Annotated in this window: 16 protein-coding genes; 6 read left to right on the forward strand and 10 right to left on the reverse strand. The window is 65.9% G+C overall.

Features of this window, described 5'->3' with window-relative positions; all coding sequences use genetic code 11:
* The first annotated feature begins 555 nt into the window (after positions 1-555).
* On the forward strand, positions 556-744 hold the full coding sequence (locus F4X11_14665) for a hypothetical protein (GenBank protein ID MYN66250.1): 189 nt from the start codon (positions 556-558) through the stop codon (positions 742-744).
* A gap of 119 nt (positions 745-863) precedes the next feature.
* On the opposite strand, the gene F4X11_14670 is transcribed toward F4X11_14665, so the two are convergent.
* From F4X11_14670 to F4X11_14695, 6 genes are all read right to left on the reverse strand, one after another.
* Positions 864-1,100: a hypothetical protein gene (locus F4X11_14670; GenBank protein ID MYN66251.1), complete on the reverse strand. Its 237-nt coding sequence runs from the start codon at positions 1,098-1,100 to the stop codon at positions 864-866.
* 853 nt (positions 1,101-1,953) lie between these two features.
* The gene (locus F4X11_14675) at positions 1,954-2,271 is read right to left on the reverse strand and encodes a hypothetical protein (GenBank protein MYN66252.1); all 318 of its coding nucleotides are present in this window, start codon (positions 2,269-2,271) and stop codon (positions 1,954-1,956) included.
* 238 nt (positions 2,272-2,509) lie between these two features.
* Positions 2,510-2,935, reverse strand: a complete 426-nt coding sequence (locus tag F4X11_14680) for a hypothetical protein (GenBank protein MYN66253.1) — start codon at positions 2,933-2,935, stop codon at positions 2,510-2,512.
* A 789-nt stretch (positions 2,936-3,724) separates the two neighbouring features.
* Entirely contained in the window at positions 3,725-3,946 is a 222-nt protein-coding gene (locus F4X11_14685; protein ID MYN66254.1) for a hypothetical protein, read from the reverse strand.
* A 181-nt stretch (positions 3,947-4,127) separates the two neighbouring features.
* Positions 4,128-4,580, reverse strand: a complete 453-nt coding sequence (locus F4X11_14690) for a hypothetical protein (GenBank protein ID MYN66255.1) — start codon at positions 4,578-4,580, stop codon at positions 4,128-4,130.
* Between the two features lie 837 nt (positions 4,581-5,417).
* Entirely contained in the window at positions 5,418-5,738 is a 321-nt protein-coding gene (locus F4X11_14695) for a hypothetical protein (GenBank protein MYN66256.1), read from the reverse strand.
* Positions 5,739-5,954: 216 nt separating this feature from the next.
* Here F4X11_14695 and F4X11_14700 point away from each other — a divergent pair, with 216 nt between their 5' ends.
* Together F4X11_14700 and F4X11_14705 are read left to right on the forward strand one after the other, a co-directional pair.
* Positions 5,955-8,534: a DEAD/DEAH box helicase gene (locus tag F4X11_14700; protein MYN66257.1), complete on the forward strand. Its 2,580-nt coding sequence runs from the start codon at positions 5,955-5,957 to the stop codon at positions 8,532-8,534.
* 133 nt (positions 8,535-8,667) lie between these two features.
* The gene (locus F4X11_14705) at positions 8,668-8,988 is read left to right on the forward strand and encodes a hypothetical protein (GenBank protein ID MYN66258.1); all 321 of its coding nucleotides are present in this window, start codon (positions 8,668-8,670) and stop codon (positions 8,986-8,988) included.
* A gap of 569 nt (positions 8,989-9,557) precedes the next feature.
* Here F4X11_14705 and F4X11_14710 read toward each other — a convergent pair.
* Positions 9,558-10,121 (reverse strand): hemerythrin domain-containing protein, encoded by a 564-nt coding sequence (locus tag F4X11_14710; protein ID MYN66259.1) that lies wholly within the window; start codon positions 10,119-10,121, stop codon positions 9,558-9,560.
* A 2-nt stretch (positions 10,122-10,123) separates the two neighbouring features.
* Between F4X11_14710 and F4X11_14715 the strand changes: the two genes are divergently transcribed.
* Positions 10,124-10,594, forward strand: coding sequence for a hypothetical protein (locus F4X11_14715; GenBank protein MYN66260.1), 471 nt, complete (start codon positions 10,124-10,126; stop codon positions 10,592-10,594).
* A gap of 243 nt (positions 10,595-10,837) precedes the next feature.
* On the opposite strand, the gene F4X11_14720 is transcribed toward F4X11_14715, so the two are convergent.
* Both F4X11_14720 and F4X11_14725 read right to left on the reverse strand, forming a co-directional pair.
* Positions 10,838-11,932, reverse strand: coding sequence for a DUF3810 domain-containing protein (locus F4X11_14720; protein ID MYN66261.1), 1,095 nt, complete (start codon positions 11,930-11,932; stop codon positions 10,838-10,840).
* Positions 11,933-12,049: 117 nt separating this feature from the next.
* The gene (locus F4X11_14725; GenBank protein ID MYN66262.1) at positions 12,050-13,144 is read right to left on the reverse strand and encodes an ABC transporter ATP-binding protein; all 1,095 of its coding nucleotides are present in this window, start codon (positions 13,142-13,144) and stop codon (positions 12,050-12,052) included.
* A 27-nt stretch (positions 13,145-13,171) separates the two neighbouring features.
* Between F4X11_14725 and F4X11_14730 the strand changes: the two genes are divergently transcribed.
* Positions 13,172-15,280, forward strand: a complete 2,109-nt coding sequence (locus tag F4X11_14730) for a molybdopterin-dependent oxidoreductase (GenBank protein ID MYN66263.1) — start codon at positions 13,172-13,174, stop codon at positions 15,278-15,280.
* 48 nt (positions 15,281-15,328) lie between these two features.
* Complete coding sequence (locus F4X11_14735; GenBank protein MYN66264.1) at positions 15,329-15,625, forward strand: oxidative damage protection protein; 297 nt, start codon at positions 15,329-15,331, stop codon at positions 15,623-15,625.
* Between the two features lie 40 nt (positions 15,626-15,665).
* Here the strand turns inward: F4X11_14735 and F4X11_14740 are convergent, their stop codons facing one another.
* A complete protein-coding gene (locus F4X11_14740) occupies positions 15,666-16,961 on the reverse strand; it encodes an ATP-grasp domain-containing protein (GenBank protein MYN66265.1) in 1,296 nt (431 codons plus the stop codon).
* Positions 16,962-17,218: the final 257 nt, after the last annotated feature.

The raw sequence follows: 17,218 nt of genomic DNA on the forward strand, positions 1-17,218 counted from the left end.
GGGGGTCCCTTTTCACGTTGCCACGGGGGTCCCTTTTCAACTTGCCATTTCCACTGTATATACATCAAATGATATCCTCTAGTCTATGTTATGTACATACTCACCGTTTAAGATTGAGCGTCGACCTATGCAGCAACGGTTGACTGCGGTCGGTCGGATGAGGCTGGGACGCGAGTGCCCCCGGCCGCAAGAGTTAACCGGAACTTGTCTGCGTGGAAGACGCGCTTCCATCGATCGGCATGACGGTACGGTTCCTGTCGCTGTGTGAGCAGTGCGGTTCTCAACGCGCGGCGGTCGGCGCCGTCGCGTAGGGTTCGCGCGTCTGGCGGGTCAGGCTTGCCACGACTGGACGGCGTGGAACGCAGGCGAGATGGCGACCGCGGTCAAGTACCTTCAGAGCCAGCGCCCGGTATCGGTCTGCTCCTGTTCCTATTCGGCGTCGCGTTCGGCGCGGTGCTCGGCTGGGTGCTCGCTGTCTTGCATCTCGACCTGGCGCGCAAGTCTGACACTCGGGCGCTCGACGTGGTGCGTCGACGATTGCGAGAGCGATGATAAATGTTCCTCGTCGAGACCCGTACCGGGCCCATCGTGATCGACGCTAGGCGCGCCGACGCCATCGGCGACGTGTGGGTGTTCCAGGCAGCGAGCGGCTGTGTGTTGAAACGCCTTCGAATCGTCGATGTCCGCTCGATCGGCCCGATCCCCTCGATGAGGTACCAGCACCTTCATGACGAGCGCGACTGACTACGGCCTGTCGGCCCCGGGAGTTTGGAAACCCTGCGGCGCCTAGCCGCGGCTCGGTACCTGGCCATCGAATTCGGTGGGTTCACGCCGTCCGGGGCCGTCAAAATGGGGAGTACTCGTCATCGTTCCGTCCTCTGGATCCGCAACGGGTCGAATGGCAGCCGGGGCTGCGCTTCACCCTTGATGTCCGCGCTGGCGAGCACGTCCGCCCCGCAGTCCGGACACACCGCCGGCAGCGGCAGCCGCACGTCGACGGCGCACAGCGTCTGGCAGCCCATGCACTCCCCGCCACCGTCTGCCGACGTTTCCTCAGATGCCGCCAGCAGATGCGCCCCCAGCAACCGCCGTGCGCTCAACGCTCCTCCACCAGCAGACGCACGACGCCGTCCGTCCCCGCCGCCTCCGACTCGAGCCAGCCGAGGATGTCGCCAGCGTCCAGCGCCCAGTGGTCAGCTTCGATCGGCGCGATCACGCTCCATTTGAACTGCTGGTAGAACCGCTCGGCCGTCGCCGCGTCAGTCACCGCCAGCAGGATAGCCAGCGCCAGTTGGGCCGGGCCCCACCCCCCGTAGCCCACGCCGTTCCCGTCGGCGAGTGGTTCCGCACCGCCAGCGACGACCGCCAGTCCAGCGGTGCGCCGTCGATCGTGATCAGGACCTCACCCTTACGTCTCTCACCCCGGATCGTTCATTGGATCGGCAGCGTACCACGGCCCCAGGCGTGCTCGACATCAGCCCGGGCGCCCGCTCAAGAACAACGAAGTCGCTCAGAACGGCAGTTTCGGGATCGCTTCCGGGGCGAAACTCTCCCGACCGGCAGCGGCTCGGCCGATCCAGCGAATGCGCACGGCGTTGAATCCGTCCCGCGCCGGGGACCGGCCGGCGGCGAACTCGGCGCGGACCCACCGACATTGAGGAGCGACTCTCGCGCTCGCCGCAGACCAAGTACGCGCACGGTCCATCATCTCCCACGTCCAGGGTGGACGCGCTCGATGACAACGGGGACAACCGGCCCGGCCGGGGTAAGCTGAAGAGCCGCAGCTAACCGACAGCTAACCGTGCCCGCCCGCGTGCGAACGCGCTTCGCGCGTCTCGTCCTCCCATGGGCCGACTTCGGCCAGCGTCCCGAGCGGGCAGCCTGCTTCCGCCAGCGCGCGAGCGTGTGCCGGTCGGTGCCGAGCGGACCGATCTCAGCGGAGTTCCGCCCTGCTCATCTGGTTGGTAGGTCGACGTTCAAGGCAAGCCTGATCACTTTTCGCCAGCAGGTATCCGATACCTTCTGATTGACCCGCTTGAATGTCACCTGTTCCCCAGTGAGGTCAAGATCCGACCTCTTGTAGCCGGCCGCCAACCACATCGGAGTCATGCCAAACCCACCGGGATTGTTTGACCACGACGTGTCGGATGCCCGTGTGTTCGCCGGCAAGTTGCCGGAGATGATGTTCTCGATCTCGTCGAAGCTCAGCCGAACGGTGTCCCGCCCGCTGAGCCAGAGGTACCGTGCCATTCTCTCGTACTGAGGTTTCATCGGTGCCTTTCTCGACAGCTAGTTTACCGGTTTCAACAGGCGCAGTCTATCGTCAGGCAATCGCGCGTGTGACCGCCGCCACGGCTCGCGTGCGAGATATCTCAGGGCTCCCCCGCAGGTTTCGCCGATTCGCGGTGTCCTCTGCGGGTAGGTGTGCTGTGGTCGCACGCCTTGGGAGACCCTCCAGGATAGAAGCCGGCTGGCTGAAGAGAAGGTGACCGACAACGCCGCATAGACGTCATCGGACAGACGGTCCCGGCCAGGGGCCCCTGTCAGATCGAGTGGTAGCTACTACAACTCGAACCATGGAGCCAATCTCACGAGCGCCAGTTGACGTGTGTGAAAGACGAAGGTACTCGGCAGCACGATCAACGCGATCAGGATCATCCCCGAGATGGCCGAGCCCGGAATTGCAGTTGTGACAGAGTAGACCGCGTATGACGCCAGTGGTGTGGTTGTGGTCAACCTGCAGGCTAGCAGAACGCGATGAAGTACCACAGACCCAACACGAACCCTGCCCCTTCTCGACGAGAAGATTGTACTCTGTAGTGGATAAACCACCCCGAGAACTACTACGACAATACTTACGGGGAGTCCCCAACGTCTCGACAACGTATTTGCCATCAGCACGAAGATGAACTCCCGCGACGGTGAGGGCCGCAATATTGTCCTTGAAGAAGCCGAGCGCAAGATTACAAGAACGGCAAAGGAATCCGCGAACAGCAGAACTACGCCAATAAAACGAACGGAAATGATCGTGATCAACGACTAAAGCATCACTCTGAGAACAGATATCACAACCACGACGAAGAGTAATCGCTCGACAGCGATCGGAATCGGCGAGTCCGTATTCTAACTCCCAGCGGCGACCGCGTCGGAGGCGATTGCGGTCGACTCGCCGCAGGGCCTCAACGACGTCAGGTGGATCGCCGAACAAGTCCAACTGCGAAGGACGCATAAGGATCTCGCGTTAGTTTGATTGGACGGAACACGAATACCGAAGGTTGGGGCGGCGCGATTTCAGTTTGCAGACTCTGCGAATCCCCTCTCAAATTCACGCGATCCGCGTAGTGCCTCGTCGGTATTTCAGTCGACAACTCCAATTCTAGATCTCATCGTCGGTCGTAATTATAGCGCGGTGTAGTGCGGGTGTGCAACCCATCACTCTGGCCGGAGGATGGCCGCCAGAGAACGGCGGGTGTCGCAGCAGCGCCTCGACCCGCGCGACCGCCGTGCCTTTCTTGGAGAGGTCATCGGTGAGGCACACCTGAAGAGTACGGCCGTGGATCTGATGCCTGGGTTCCGTGCGGACGCCGTTTTCATATCGGCTTGAGACGCTCGATCTAGGCATGCGACGCCTTCGATGAGCCGGGCCCGGCGGGCCGCTCATCCGGCAGACCTGAGCGCTTCCGGCGCGCCGAGGCCGTCGAAGCACCATTGCTTCGAGCACGGTTCACTGTCGGTGGTGGCTCGCCCGCCGACAGTCGGTCCAGAGAGCGGTGGCCGGATGGACCCGGCTGGCGCCGCGGGCCGGCAAGTATGCCGGGACGCCGAGAAGCAGCGGCACGCCGAGGAACGTCAGCGGGTCGAGCCCGTCGACCTCGAACTGCAGCTCGCCCAGCAGGAGGGTCGCGACGACAGCGAACGCCTGCCCGAGCGCGCCGCCGAGGACCACCGTTCGAGGCCCCCGGCGACGAGTAGCCGCACGACACGGGGCCATCGGCGCCGAGCGCCTTGCGGATGCCGATTTCGCGCGTCCGCCGGGCGACGCGGCAGTCTGACCACCCCATCGAGGCCCACCGCGGCGAGCGCCAGCGCCAGCACCCCGAAGGCCGACAGGACGGAGGCGGAGAGAGCTACTGGGGCAGCCGCATCAGCGCCAAGTGGCGGTCGATCGTCTTCGTCTCGAGGACCCGCAGGTCGGGATCCAGCTCGCGACCGGCGGTCAGGAGTGCGAGCGCGGTCCGCGCCGGGTCGATGGACATCATCGCTACGATCGTCAGCGACGGCGTGAACCGCTGCGAGTACCGGAAATGGATCATGCTGCGGGGAGACTCGCCGAGCGTCCTCACCTTCGCGTCGCTCGCCGACGACGAGCCACGGGGAGCGTGGTCGCGCCGCCGGACGAGCGGGCCGACGGTGTCACCGTCCGTCCAGAAGCGCCACGCCATCGCTTCACTGAAGATGACCACGGGCCGCGTGTCCCGCCGGTCGGCGACGTTGAAGTTGGGCCCGCGCGGACCGATATCGAACCCCGGCTCGACCTCGACCCGGTCCGCGATGAAGGCGCCGTGGTCGGTCGGCGGCACGAACCCGTCCACGTTGAAGTCGATCGAGCTCTGGCTGAGCGGGTTCAGGTGCAGGTTGCTGATGGCGCCGACCGCTTCGAGGCCGGGGAGCGCCCGGAAGAGATCGAGGAGGCGCCGCGTGTAAGACGCGCGCCTCGTCGGAACGCGAACCGGGTGGCCGGCGTCAGGAAGGTCATCAGCGCGGTCGGCTCGCGGCCGAAGCCCGGGTCGACCGACTGCACCCGCTGAAGGTTGCGGAGGAACAACCCTGCGCCGACCAGCAGCAGCAGCGAGATCGCCAGTTGCGGGACGACCAGCGCGTTGCGCCACCGGAGCTGACCCGGGTGGCCGCCCCCCGGCGTTCTCGCTTCGGATGGCGCCGGCCACGTCCGGCCGGGTGCTCTGCAGCGCCGGCACCAGACCGAGCAGGGCGCCGGCGACGACCGAGACGCGTCGACGACACGCGTACCGCCCGAGGCGGTACGTTCGGCCATAAGGGAACGTCAGGAATTGACAGCCAAAGTGACAGCCTACGGAGCGGAAATCGACGTGATCGCTGGAAGCCACCGGAAGCGGAGATCGGCGATTTCCTTAGCAAAACGGCCGATCCGGACCTCGACGGATACCGCTGGAACGGCCTGGATCGGACTGAAAATCATGGTGTCCGTACGAGCTCCTGCCAGTTCTGGGCCACCCACCTCCGCGTGCTGCTCACCGCCGCCGCATATGTGTTCTTCCAGCAACTGCCGCTGCGCGGCGCGCGCACCGCCAACTCGCGTCCCAGCCGGTACAGCCCGGCTCCTCCCACGCCATTCTCGACTCGCGAGATCGTTCGCTGCGAGGCCAAGGCCCCGCCCGTCACCGGCTCCCGTGCCACCAGCGCTCGTGCATCGGCAGGTCGGCGAGCCGCTCGCCGTCGTTGGCGTCGGGGTGACCGCAGGTGATTCTGAAGACCCGCTGGGCGATCCACTCCGCGACTGTGTGCCGGGTCCTCTCCGGCACGCGCTTCTCGACGAGGCTGAACCGACCGAACCCCTTCACGAGGCCGTAGATGCACCCCGCCGCCTTCAGCAGAACGGCACCGACAACGGAACTCGCCCCGGCGACATCGAACGAGGCCATCCCTGGCTTGTCGAACAATTCCGGACAGACGACGGCCCGTTCAGGACACTCATGCATGCTGCGGCCCAAAAGCGGCCTCTATACCGCGATTCAAACCCACGACCGCAACCGACCCGCGCTCCTCCCGGCAAGTGTCCCATGCGTTGCCACCCCACAGTGTGCTACACTAGCATGCGGGCTCTGGAGACAATGCCTGGGCCCCAGCGTAGAGCACTGATGAGTCTAGGTCTCGCCTGGAGGCCAGCATTACAGTGACCGTGAGGTCGCAAGCGCATGCCACGACGTACGTTCAAGACCGGAGCTTCGAAACCAATTGCAGCGCCGGATGCGGAAGCTCTGTTCCATGATCTGAAGCGCCGCAGTTCCTCGATTCAACATCTCTGGGCCCATCAGGCTGATTTGATTCGCCTTTATCACTCCGACCATCAAGAATCAGCCCACGTCGCGCTTGAGCTGCCAACCGGCGCCGGCAAGACTTTGGTCGGGCTGCTCATTGGCGAGTATAGACGCCGGCTCGGTGAGAGAGTCCTCTACCTGTGCCCAACCCGACAGCTTGTGCATCAGGTCTCCGAGCAGGCCAGCGATTACGGAATTCCCGCGCGGGTCGTCCTGCCGAAAACCTATCAAGACATCAACGACTACCATCTCGGAGCGGTAGTTGCGGTCACGACTTACAGCGCTCTATTCAACACGAACCCGAGGTTTACCGATCCACAGCTCATTCTGTTAGATGATGCTCACGCAGGCGAGGACTACATCGCTGGTCTTTGGTCACCTCGGATCTCTCGTGTCGAACATGACGACATCTACAAAGCCATACTGAATCTGTTCAAGAAGCATCTCGACCCGTGGTTTCGGCGCTCCCTTTTCACTACGTCTCCGTCACCTGAGGTTCGCTTCAAGGTCGAATTACTCCCACTACCTCACATCCTGAGCACGCTCCCCGCCTTGATCGATTTGCTCGAAGAGAAATTGACCGACAAAGCGAAGTTCCCGTGGAGCATGGTGCGCGAAGCGCTTCGGGCCTGCAATATCTTCGTGAGCTGGGGTGAAATCCTCATTCGCCCTTTGAGTCCACCGACAATGCGACACGCACCGTTTGCCGAGGCCAAGCAGAGAGTCTACATGTCCGCCACACTGGGCGCCGGTGGCGAACTTGAGCGTATTACAGGCGTCCGAAAGATCCAGCGTATCCCTGTACCAAAACAGTGGGAGCGCCACAGCGCCGGCCGCAGACTATTCATTCTGCCCAACCGCTCAATGGATCCCACCAGTATAGATGCTCTGCAAGCACGGGTCGTGACACAAGCGACGCGCGCGACGGTGCTGACGCCTACTTTGTTTGTTGCAAATAAAGTTGAACGCAATCTCAAGAAGGCAAAGATCCATGTCATGACAGCTTCAGATATAGAAGAATCGCTCGATTCCTTCGCCAAATCAAGGAATACGGCCCTCGTTCTTACTAATCGATACGACGGCCTTGATCTTCCTGACGAAGCGTGTAGACTGCTAGTCGTCGACGACCTGCCTGGTGGAGTCAATTTACAGGAACACTTTTTCCTAACGCGGCTTCGCGCGAGTTCTCTGTTGCGGGACCGCCTGAGGACCCGCTTCACCCAAGCTGTTGGCCGGTGTTCCCGCGGTCCGAACGACTACGCCGCAGTTTTGTTGGCAGGTAGCCGCCTCTTCGAGTTCTGTGCGAAACCAGACAATCGTATCGGAATGCATCCCGAGCTGCAGGCAGAACTGGAATTCGGGATCCAGAACAGTGAAGACTTGTCGATTCCTGTAGTCGTTGACTTGCTCGACCAATTCTACCAACAGGGCCCGGACTGGGAAGTGGCCGACGACGACATCAAGATTCGTAGAGAAACAAAGCACAGAGTCGCTGATCCCGTCGCTGGTCAACTCGCGGCCGTTGTAGCCGCGGAGATCGACTATGTCTATTCGCTTTGGATACAGGATTATGACACCGCCCTCGAACGCGCCATTGCGGTCAGCGATGGCCTTAGTGGGGACAGCCTAAAGGGCTACCGCGGCTTCTGGTATTACAATGCTGGTACCGCCGCGTGGCTGGCGGCCCAACAGCCACAGCGGCCCGACATGAGAGCACGAGCTAGGGAACTCTTTAAGCGGGCAGCAAAGGCCTCGAAGTCCGTGCCGTGGTTTGCGGAGTTGGGCACTCTGTCGTCAACTGCTCCCCCGCCGAACGACGTGGAGCACGGTCGAGTGGCGGAGGCGGTCTACTCTCGACTGGAGGAGATGGGATTCGTGGGTCCACACTTTGAGCAGCAGATGAGCGCTTTTGAGGCGGCTCTAGCCTCTACTGCAGCAGAAACGTTCGAGCCCGCGCTGTCGTTACTCGGACGTCTGTTGGGGTGGGAGGCCTACAAGCCTCTGGGGGATGGTCGGCCCGATAGTGTCTGGCTTCTCGGCGACCAACTGGCGATTGCGTTTGAAGCGAAGAGCGGCGAAAAACCAGAAGGAGGAATTTCCATCAAGACCGTTCGACAGGCCTTAACGCATGCGGCTACCGTCAAGAGTGAGGGGGTCCTCGCAAGCAACGGGGACGTTCTTGTGGCAGTGGCATCCCCCAGAGTCAGGATAGATCCTACAGCTGCGAGCCTTGCGAACGACCTTCGGTACGTCAGCTTGGAAGGCTTGCAGGAGATTGGAGCCAATGTTCGTGCCACGTTGAGGAGGCTTCGGGCTAATCTCGGCACTACGACAGACGCCGAGCGGGCGGTAACCGTAATTTGTGAGGCGTATGTGGAGAACGAACTAATGCCGACGAACGTTAGGGGTGCTGTAACGGCGGCTAGGCTCAAGACGCTACCGAAAGTTTCTGGATAGTAGACATGCACGGCTCTGGTCTGGCACGTCGGGATGGTGTTGGAATTGAGCGAAAGTGAAGTGAAAGCGGGTGACGACTCCTCCCCCCATCCTGTGGTAGGACAGGAGTGATCAGAAGGAGGATCGACCACTCATGGCGAAGCATGAGAAGCGGACGTCGCGCCGCCAACCCCTATCCTCCCGTTCGGTGATCAGCGGTACGGCGTCGATCACGACGGCGAAGGTGTGCCCCTACGAGTACACCGGCGCTTACGTGGTCGGTGACGAGGCCAAGCCCTTTCTCGATGCGTCCGTCAGCGTAGGCGTGAACGCCGTCCTCAACGGATTCGACAGTCCAGAGGCGACCGTCATCGGCGTCGTGGCTCGAGGAATGGGCAAGTTCATCGTGGAAGACGAGCACCGACTTGAGATCTTCGAGCTCTTCCGCTGGTATCGTCTCGGAACGGGCCTGTGATGTTGCCGACCCCAGCCGGAACCGCGAGCTGAGCGTCGGGATGGCGGTCGGCTCCAACGCAGCAGGCCTCATCCCGCCAACTCGTCGCGTGCGGCCTCAAGCTGGTGCTCGCCGCCGGCGTACTCGGACTGGCGCTGGCCGTCGCCGCGACCGGCCGGCTGAACGGGCTGCTGTTCGAGATCGACGCATTCGACCCGCTGACGTTCCCTCAGCATGCCCTTCGTGCTCAGCGTCGAGGCGCCGCTCGCGGCTTTAGGCTGCCGGCCCGCCGCGCCAGCCGGGTCAATCCCATTGCCGCTCTCCGGGTCGACTGACCGCCACCAGTCCGGGAGTTGGCGCGAGCGCTGGGCTCACCCGACGAGCCAAGGCCGCCAGAGACGACTCATCCGCACTTCGCGTCGAATCGATCCAACCCCTCTCGCCGGGATCCGCTCGGCTGATCCCGGATGTTAGCGGCAGAGGTTAGCAGCGTCCGTATCCTACTGAAAACAAGCCGGTTAATTCTCTGGCAACCGGCCTTCTAAACCGAGGGTCGCTGGTTCGAGTCCAGCCGGGCGCGCCACAGCTCCTCAGAGGCGGCACCCCGGCGTGTCCGCGGCGGCGTCCGCGATCCGTGCGCCGAGGTCTTCCAGCACCTCCGGTTCGCACGCGGCCTGCATCTGCTCGAACAGGATCCGCTCTTCCGTGTGGATGTGCGTCTCGAGCAACTCGCCGAAGGCGGTCAGCCGCTCTGCGAGGCGGGAGGTCGGATCGGCCAGGAGATCGCGGACCATACCGCGCATGACCTCGTGCTCGGCGATCAGGGCCCGCGTGCGGCTGGCGCCGTCACGAACGTCCCGCGCCGCGGCCGGAAAGACGTGCGCTTCCTCGATCTCGAAGTGCCGCCGCAGATCGGTCTCGAAGAAGTCGATGAGGCGGGCTACCTGCTGCGCCCGCTCCGCCGGCCAGTCCGCCCGCGGGTTGGTGGAACGCCCCAGGATCAACCGCCGGGCCAGCACCAGGCCGTGGTGGTGGTCGCGGGAGAGCGGGACGAGACCGGGGTGTCGCTTCATCGCGTTGCTCGCGTGCGCCCCGCGGGCGCCGTTGACCCGGATTGTAGTCTTTGCAGATGCGATCAATCTGCGCAGTTCCATGGATGCGGCTTCTCGCCGCCACGTGCACGACCCTCGTTTCGTCCGCGGCGTTCGCCCAGGGCGTGGGCTTTCAGGGCGGAATGACGATCAACCCGGAGCAGGTCTACGTCGGCACCCACCTCGAGCTGCCCCTGGGATCCGACCAGCTCGTCCTGCGTCCGGCCATCGACGGCGGATTCGGCAGCGGCCTGCGGGTGGCGGCCATCGGCGCCGAGCTTCAGTACCGCATCGAGCTGGGCAACTCCGGATGGCGGTTGTCGCAGGGCTTCGGGCCCGGGGTGTACGTCGCGAGATTCGCGAGCGGATTCGCGGACGAGGAGGCGACGGAGGTGAGCGGCGCGTGGACCTACGCGTTCGGCATCGTCCACGAGGGCGGGTTCTTCACCGAGTTCAAGGGAGGAGGTAGCAGAAGCTTCGCGATCCCGATGCTGCGGATCGGCGCGGGATTCACCATCCGGCCCGAACGGCGGTGAGCTACGAGCGGTCGAACCACTCGACGAAGCGGGAGGAGGGCTCCTCGACGATCATGACGCGGACGACCCGCTGATGCTCGTGCATGAGCTGCTTCGCCGCTTCCTTGGCGTCATCCGCCGACGCGTACTTCGCGGACGCCGCCGGCAGGTTGACCGCGCCGCCCCTGACCGTTGTCACCAGCTTGAACATCGTCCTCCCCGAATCGCGGGGCGATCATATCACCGGAACGTCTCTCGCCGTCGCTACGGAAGCGGCTCCACGTCGCCGGGCGCGTCGATCGGGGCGGCCAGCTCGCGCCACACCGGGGTCCCGTCGGTGCCGAGCAGCAGATCCACGACCAATCCGTAGCTGGCGATTCCGGCTTCGACGCGGTTGGCCCGCAGGTACCGGTCGTAGACGCGGCTCGCGCTGCGCCGGACCACCGGCACGGCCTCGCGCAGACGGGCCGCGATCGCGCGCAGATCGGCGCGCGGCCCGTCGGCAAGGCCGGCCCAGACCCGCTCGCGCACATCCGGCGGCAGATGGCGCACGAGTTGCGAGGAGAGATAGAGCCAGGCGCTGTAGCGGCTCTGCGCGTCGCCGGCCAGGCAGATCAGCACGCCGACGAAGCTCGCCTCGGACTCGTTCGCGTAGCCGGCCAGGTGCGACCATTCGTGCGCGACGAGGAACGGGCGCTCGAACGGCAGCACGGTTCCGTTGACCAGCACCTCGAGCGAGAAGGGGTTCAGCATGCCGTCGATGCCGGCGCGGCGGAAGTACGCCGTCAGCAGGGTCGCCTTGGGACGGCCGGCCGCCGCCGGGCGGATGGCGCCGAGACGCCTCTGCACCCGGTCGAAAGCCGGCCCGAGGCGCTCCGGCAGGTCCTCGAACGCGGGCCATGGACCCGCGCCGTGCGCCGGCGCGTGGAGCGCGTTCAGGCGGTCGACCGACTCCCCCGCCAGTGCCGCGAGCGACGCCGACGATATGCGCGCCGCGTCGTAGTCCAGCCTGGCCGTCAGCGGCTCGCGCCGGTAGTTGAGGCCCCACATCGCCAGAAAGACGAGATAGAGCGCCGCCGACACGGCGGCGGTATGCAAGGTCAGACGCGCGACGGCCGCGGTTCGCTCCCTCCAGGTCGCCCCCGCCCGGCGCAGTCCCCACCACCAGCCGCCGCCGATCCCGAGCACGCCGATCACCGCCGCCGGATCGAGCAGCGAGAATCCGACCAGGCTCGACACGGGGGTCACGACGTTCTGCCAGGCGAGATACCACTGCCGGGAGTAGGCGTGCTCCACCCACGACGCGGGAGTCGGCGCGAGCCCCGCGGCGACGGCTGCGGCAATGACGCCCACTGCCATCCACGACCGCGCTCCGAACCGGCGGAAAAACCCGGCCACCCCGGCCGGCCCACGTCCCGGCTCTCCGCCCGAGCGGACCGCCGCCGTCGATGCGACGTGGGGTTCCACCACGGATTGCTAGAGCTGATCGAGACGGACGCCCCGATCGTCGAACACGATGAAGTGCTTCGGGAGGATGCGGACCACCACGCGCTCGTCGGCGTCGAACGGCTCGTCCGCCAGCGCCCGCACCCGCACGCCCTCGGTGGCGACGGTCACCAGCGACCGCTCGCCGTACCGCTCGCTCGAGACGACGCGCCCGGGCCAGCCGGCGCCGTCCCGGTGGAGCCCCGCATGCCCTGGGCGAATGCCGACGGTGATGTCGCGGCAGAACTCCTCGGCGATGCGGCCCGCCAGCGACACGGTCCGGTTGCCGAGCAGGATGGCCTGCCCGTCCTTCTCCAGGATGGCCGGCACGAGGTTGATCCGAGGCTGGCCGAAGAGCCGGGCCACGAACTCGTTGGCAGGCCGGTCCAGCACCTCGGCCGGCGTACCGGCCTGCACGATGCGGCCGCGGTCCAGGACCGCGATCCGGCCGGAGACGGCCAGTGCGTCGTCGCCGTCGCGCGTCGCGTATATCAGAGTCCGGTGCTCGGGTTGCGAACGCAGGTTGCGCAGACCGCGCACGAACGCGCGACGGGCGCCGGCATCGCCGAACGCCCGGTCGCCGCTCAAGTCGTCCATGAGCAACAGATCCGGCAGGCTCTCGTCGTTCGGGGCAGCTCCCTCCCAGCCAACCCTCCGCACCGTTCCGTCTTCGGACGTAATGGTGAAGTGCACGTTGTCGGCGCCCTCAGACCAGCCGCCGGACCGCTCCCGCTCAGAACCGTCGAGCGCCATGTTCGGAAACGCGTAGCGGCGGATAGCAACCCCGCGCCATCTTTCAGTGCGCCACTGCGGCGGAAAGGCGTCGCCGGGACTGCCGAAACGCCACCCCCGGACGAGTCCCGGCCTCGTCTGGCCCGGCTCACGCTGATCGTCCGAGCCCATGAACACGCCATCGCGTCCGTCCGAGCGCCTGCCGATGAACCTGAGCAGGGCCGACTTGCCGGCGCCCGCCGGCCCGACCACGGACACGATCTCACCCGGTCGCGCATACAGGGAAACACGGTCGAGAATCGGTCTGGACGAGCCTTCGTCCTGTCGGGTGATCTTGTCGAGGAAGAGGTACATCACACGCGCCCGAGGCGGCGAGACCCCATGGTACACTTTCGAATGCCCGCCGAAGAAGACCTGACCTGGGGCCGATCCACGGTCGAGACGGCCTGCCCCCTCGACTGCCCCGACAGTTGCAGCCTGGCCATCTCGCTCGAGCGCGGGCAGATCACGAAGATCGACCACTCGCCGCGTTACGCCGGCACGAACGGCTTCATCTGCAGCAAGGTCCGCCGCTTCGACCGGCGCATCTACGGCGAGGAACGCCTGCTTCATCCGGGCTCCCGGCGCGGGGCGAAGGGCGAAGCGAGCTTCAACCGGATCACCTGGGATCAGGCCCTCGAGACCATCGCCGGACGCATGCGGGCGATCCGCGACAAGTTCGGCGCCGAAGCGATCCTGCCGTTGTCCTACGGCGGCTCGAACGGCCTGTTGTCGCAGGATACGAACGATGCCCGCCTGTTCCGCGCCTTCGGGACCTCGCGGCTCGCGCGCAACGTGTGCGCCGCGCCGACGACCACCGTGACCGGCGCCCTCTACGGCCGCATGGCGGGCGTGGCCTACGAGGACTACCGCCACGCGCGACTCATCGTCATCTGGGGCGCCAACCCTTCCACCTCCGGGTTCCACCTGGTGCCCCACGTCCGGCAGGCGGCGCGCGACGGGGCGACCGTCGTGGTCATCGATCCGCGCCGGACGCCGCTTGCCAAGCGCGCGGACATCCACCTCGCGGCGCGGCCGGGGACGGACGTGGCCATCGCGCTGGCGATTCACCGGTTCCTCTTCGAGCACGGCTTCGCGGACGAGCAGTTCCTCTCGGCGTGGACGCACCACGCGGACGAGCTCCGGCAACGTGCGTCCGAATGGACGTTCGAGCGCGCCGCCGCCGTCGCCGAGGTGGACCCCGACCTGCTCGAGAAGGTCGCGGAGCTCTACGCGGAGACCTCTCCCGCCGTCATCCGCTGCGGATGGGGCCTGGAGCGCAACCGCAACGGCGGCAACGCGGCTCTCGCGGTGCTGGCCCTGCCCGCGGTCGGTGGCAAGTTCGGCGTCCGCGGCGGGGGGTACTCGATGAGCAGCTCGCGGGCCATGCCGTTGTCCGAGGAGGCCTGGATCGAGACCGGCGAGCCCGACACGCGCCTCGTCAACATGAACCAGCTCGGCCGTGCGCTGACGGAGTCCGACGACCCTCCGGTCAAGATGCTGTTCGTCTACAACTGCAACCCGCTGGCCACGATGCCGGCGCAGAACCGGGTGCTGGCCGGCCTGAAGCGGGACGATCTGTTCACGGTGGTCTTCGACCAGGTGATGACCGACACCGCGCGCTGGGCCGACGTCATCCTGCCGGCGACGACGTTTCTCGAGCAGTACGATCTGGCCCTCGGCTACGGGCACGGCGCGGTGCAGCTCGTCCAGCCGGTGATCGAGCCCGTCGGCGAGTCGCGCCCCAACGTGGAGGTTTTCGCGGAGCTGGCGGCGCGGCTCGGAATCGAGATCGGCGAGCTTCTGCAGAGCGACACCGGCACGCTGATGCACGTGGCCGGGGCGCTGCCGGACAACGCCGGCGAGGAGCTCCTGAGCCGCGGCATCACGCGCGGCGGGTCGCCTGCCGCCCCGGTGCAGTTCGTCGATGTCTTTCCGCGGACGCCGGACGGGCGGATCGACCTGCTGCCGGCCGTTCTGGAGCGTTCCGCCCCGCTCGGCCTATACCGCTTCCGCCCGGAGCCGGCCCCCGACCGCTACCCGTTGGCCCTCATCTCCCCCGCCACCGACAAGACCGTCTCGTCGACGCTCGGCGAGTTGCGTACGCGGCAGGCCCGGCTGCAGATACACCCGCGCGACGCCGACGCACGCGACCTGTCCACCGGGGACGTGGCGCGGGTCTTCAACGACGAGGGCGAGATGCACTGCGCGGTCACCGTGGACCCGGACGTGAAGCCGGGCGTGGTCAGCCTGCCGAAAGGGCTCTGGCGGCGCAACACGATGAACGGCGCGACCGCGAACGCACTCGTTTCCGACGATCTGACGGACCTGGGCGACGGCGCCTGCTTCAACGACGCCCGCGTCGACGTCACCCGCGTCGTGACGGCCGAGCTCGGGGGACACAACATCGCCATCTGGACCGGGCCCGCGCCGCAGAAGCGGGTACACTAGAAGCCTGCGCCGCACGACGGCCGGGCAGGGAACGGGGAAAGAACGACGATGGCCGACACGCCGCCCGGAGGACGCACCGTCAAGTGCGTCAAGTTCCAGAAGGAGATGCCGGGGCTCGACGAGCCGCCGTGGCCCGGCGATCTCGGACGACGCATCTACGACAGCGTGTCGCAGGAGGCGTGGAAGCTCTGGGAAGAGCGGATGAAGATGATCCTCAACGAGTACCGCCTGATGCCGTGGCAGAAGGAGGCTCAGGCGTTGGTGGCGCGCCAGATGGAGGAGTTCTTCTTCGGTGAAGCGTCGGCGCTGCCGCCCGAGTACGTCCCACCGCAGGCGAAGCAGTAGCCCGCGGCGCCGGCTGCCCCGGCAGCCCGTACAGGAACTCCTACGCCATCGCGGCGGTGACCGCAATCTCCGACGCCACGCGAAACGTGAGCCTGTCGTGGGCGGCGCGGACGGCGGCCACGACATCCTCGGGGTTCCTCCCCCGCGCGAAGATGAATCCCGGATAGCTCGCTCCCTCCGGCCACGGCACCAGCCGCTGGCCGGGCTTCGTCGTGATGACGATGTCCTCCACCAGCGGAACCGAGCGTGCCGCGTCGAGCCCCGCTACGCCCTGGCAGATTCCGGCGCCCGGCACCGGGATCATCATGACCGCCGACGCCTCTCGTTTCACGGCATAGTGACGAGCCACCGGGCGGCCGAGTGCATGCTGGAGCAGCACCTCTTCCAGGGAGTGCCCGTCGCGGTTGGTTCCGCCGAAACGCAGAACCCTGGAACAGAGGCCGCCGATGGGCCGGGCCGCCACCTCGATCACGACGGCGCCGCGGGGGCCCAGACGGCACTCCGCGTGAATGGGACCGTGGGTCAGACCAAGCGCCTCGACCGCGCCGCTCACCTGCTCGATCACATCGCTCCGTTCCTCGGCTTGCAGGCGATCCGGCGTAACGTAGATCGTCTCCTCGAAGAAGGGACCCTCGAGCGGGTCCGGCTTGTCGAAAATCGCGAAGATCTCCAGCTCTCCGTTCGTCACCACGCCTTCGACGGCGACCTCGCGGCCCGGAATGTACTCCTCGATCGCCATCGAGTCGTTGGCCGGATCCCGGAGCATCCGAATCTCCGGTGAGGCGAGCAGCCGGCGCAGCCGCTCGGCCGCGGCAACCAGCTCGACCGGGGTGTCGGCGCGGATGACGCCCCGGCTGGCGGCCAGCCCGAGCGGCTTGACGACGCAGGGATAGGCGACCCGTTCGAGCAGCACGCCGTTGTCGCGGTCCACGGGAATCGACCGGAACCACGGCGTGCGCAGTCCCGCCGCCCGCAACCGCATGCGGGTCTTCAGCTTGTGCCCGGCGACGCGGACGGCGGCCGGAGGATGCGCGGGCAATCCAAGCATGCGCGCCGCGAGGGCGCCGATCAGCGCCGGCCTGTCGCCCACCGCAAGCACCGCATCGAACGGCGCCGCCGCGGCCGCGCCGGCAATCGCCCGCACAGCCGCATCTTCGTCTTGGAACGGGGTCGGCACCGCGCCGTCCCGCCACGGGTCGTCCAGCCGGTGACACCGATCGGTGGCCAGAATCAGCTCGGTACCGAGGCGCTCGGCCGCCGCACCGAACGACCGGATCTGATAACCGGTGGTGGCGGCGACCAGCAGCACGCGGGGCGCACGAGTTGGCAGGCGCATGGGAAGCGGGATTCGTGTACCTCGCACGGACTCGGCCGACGGCAACCGATGCCGAAGTTCGTGCGAGCCATATGATGCCCCAGAGCAACCACGCAACACAAGGGTGGTGCGAGCAGGGAGCGCCAGCCCGCTAGCGCCCCGAAACGACTCGCTGGCTCGCCGTTTCGGCCCATCCGATATTAAACAAAGGCAGCGCCAACGGCCAATAGGCGCTTTAGGATGGGCGGTTGTGTGGGGGTAAAAAAATTTGGGGGGGG

The sequence above is a fragment of the Acidobacteriota bacterium genome (assembly GCA_009861545.1).
Classification (GTDB): Bacteria; Acidobacteriota; Vicinamibacteria; order Vicinamibacterales; family UBA8438; genus WTFV01.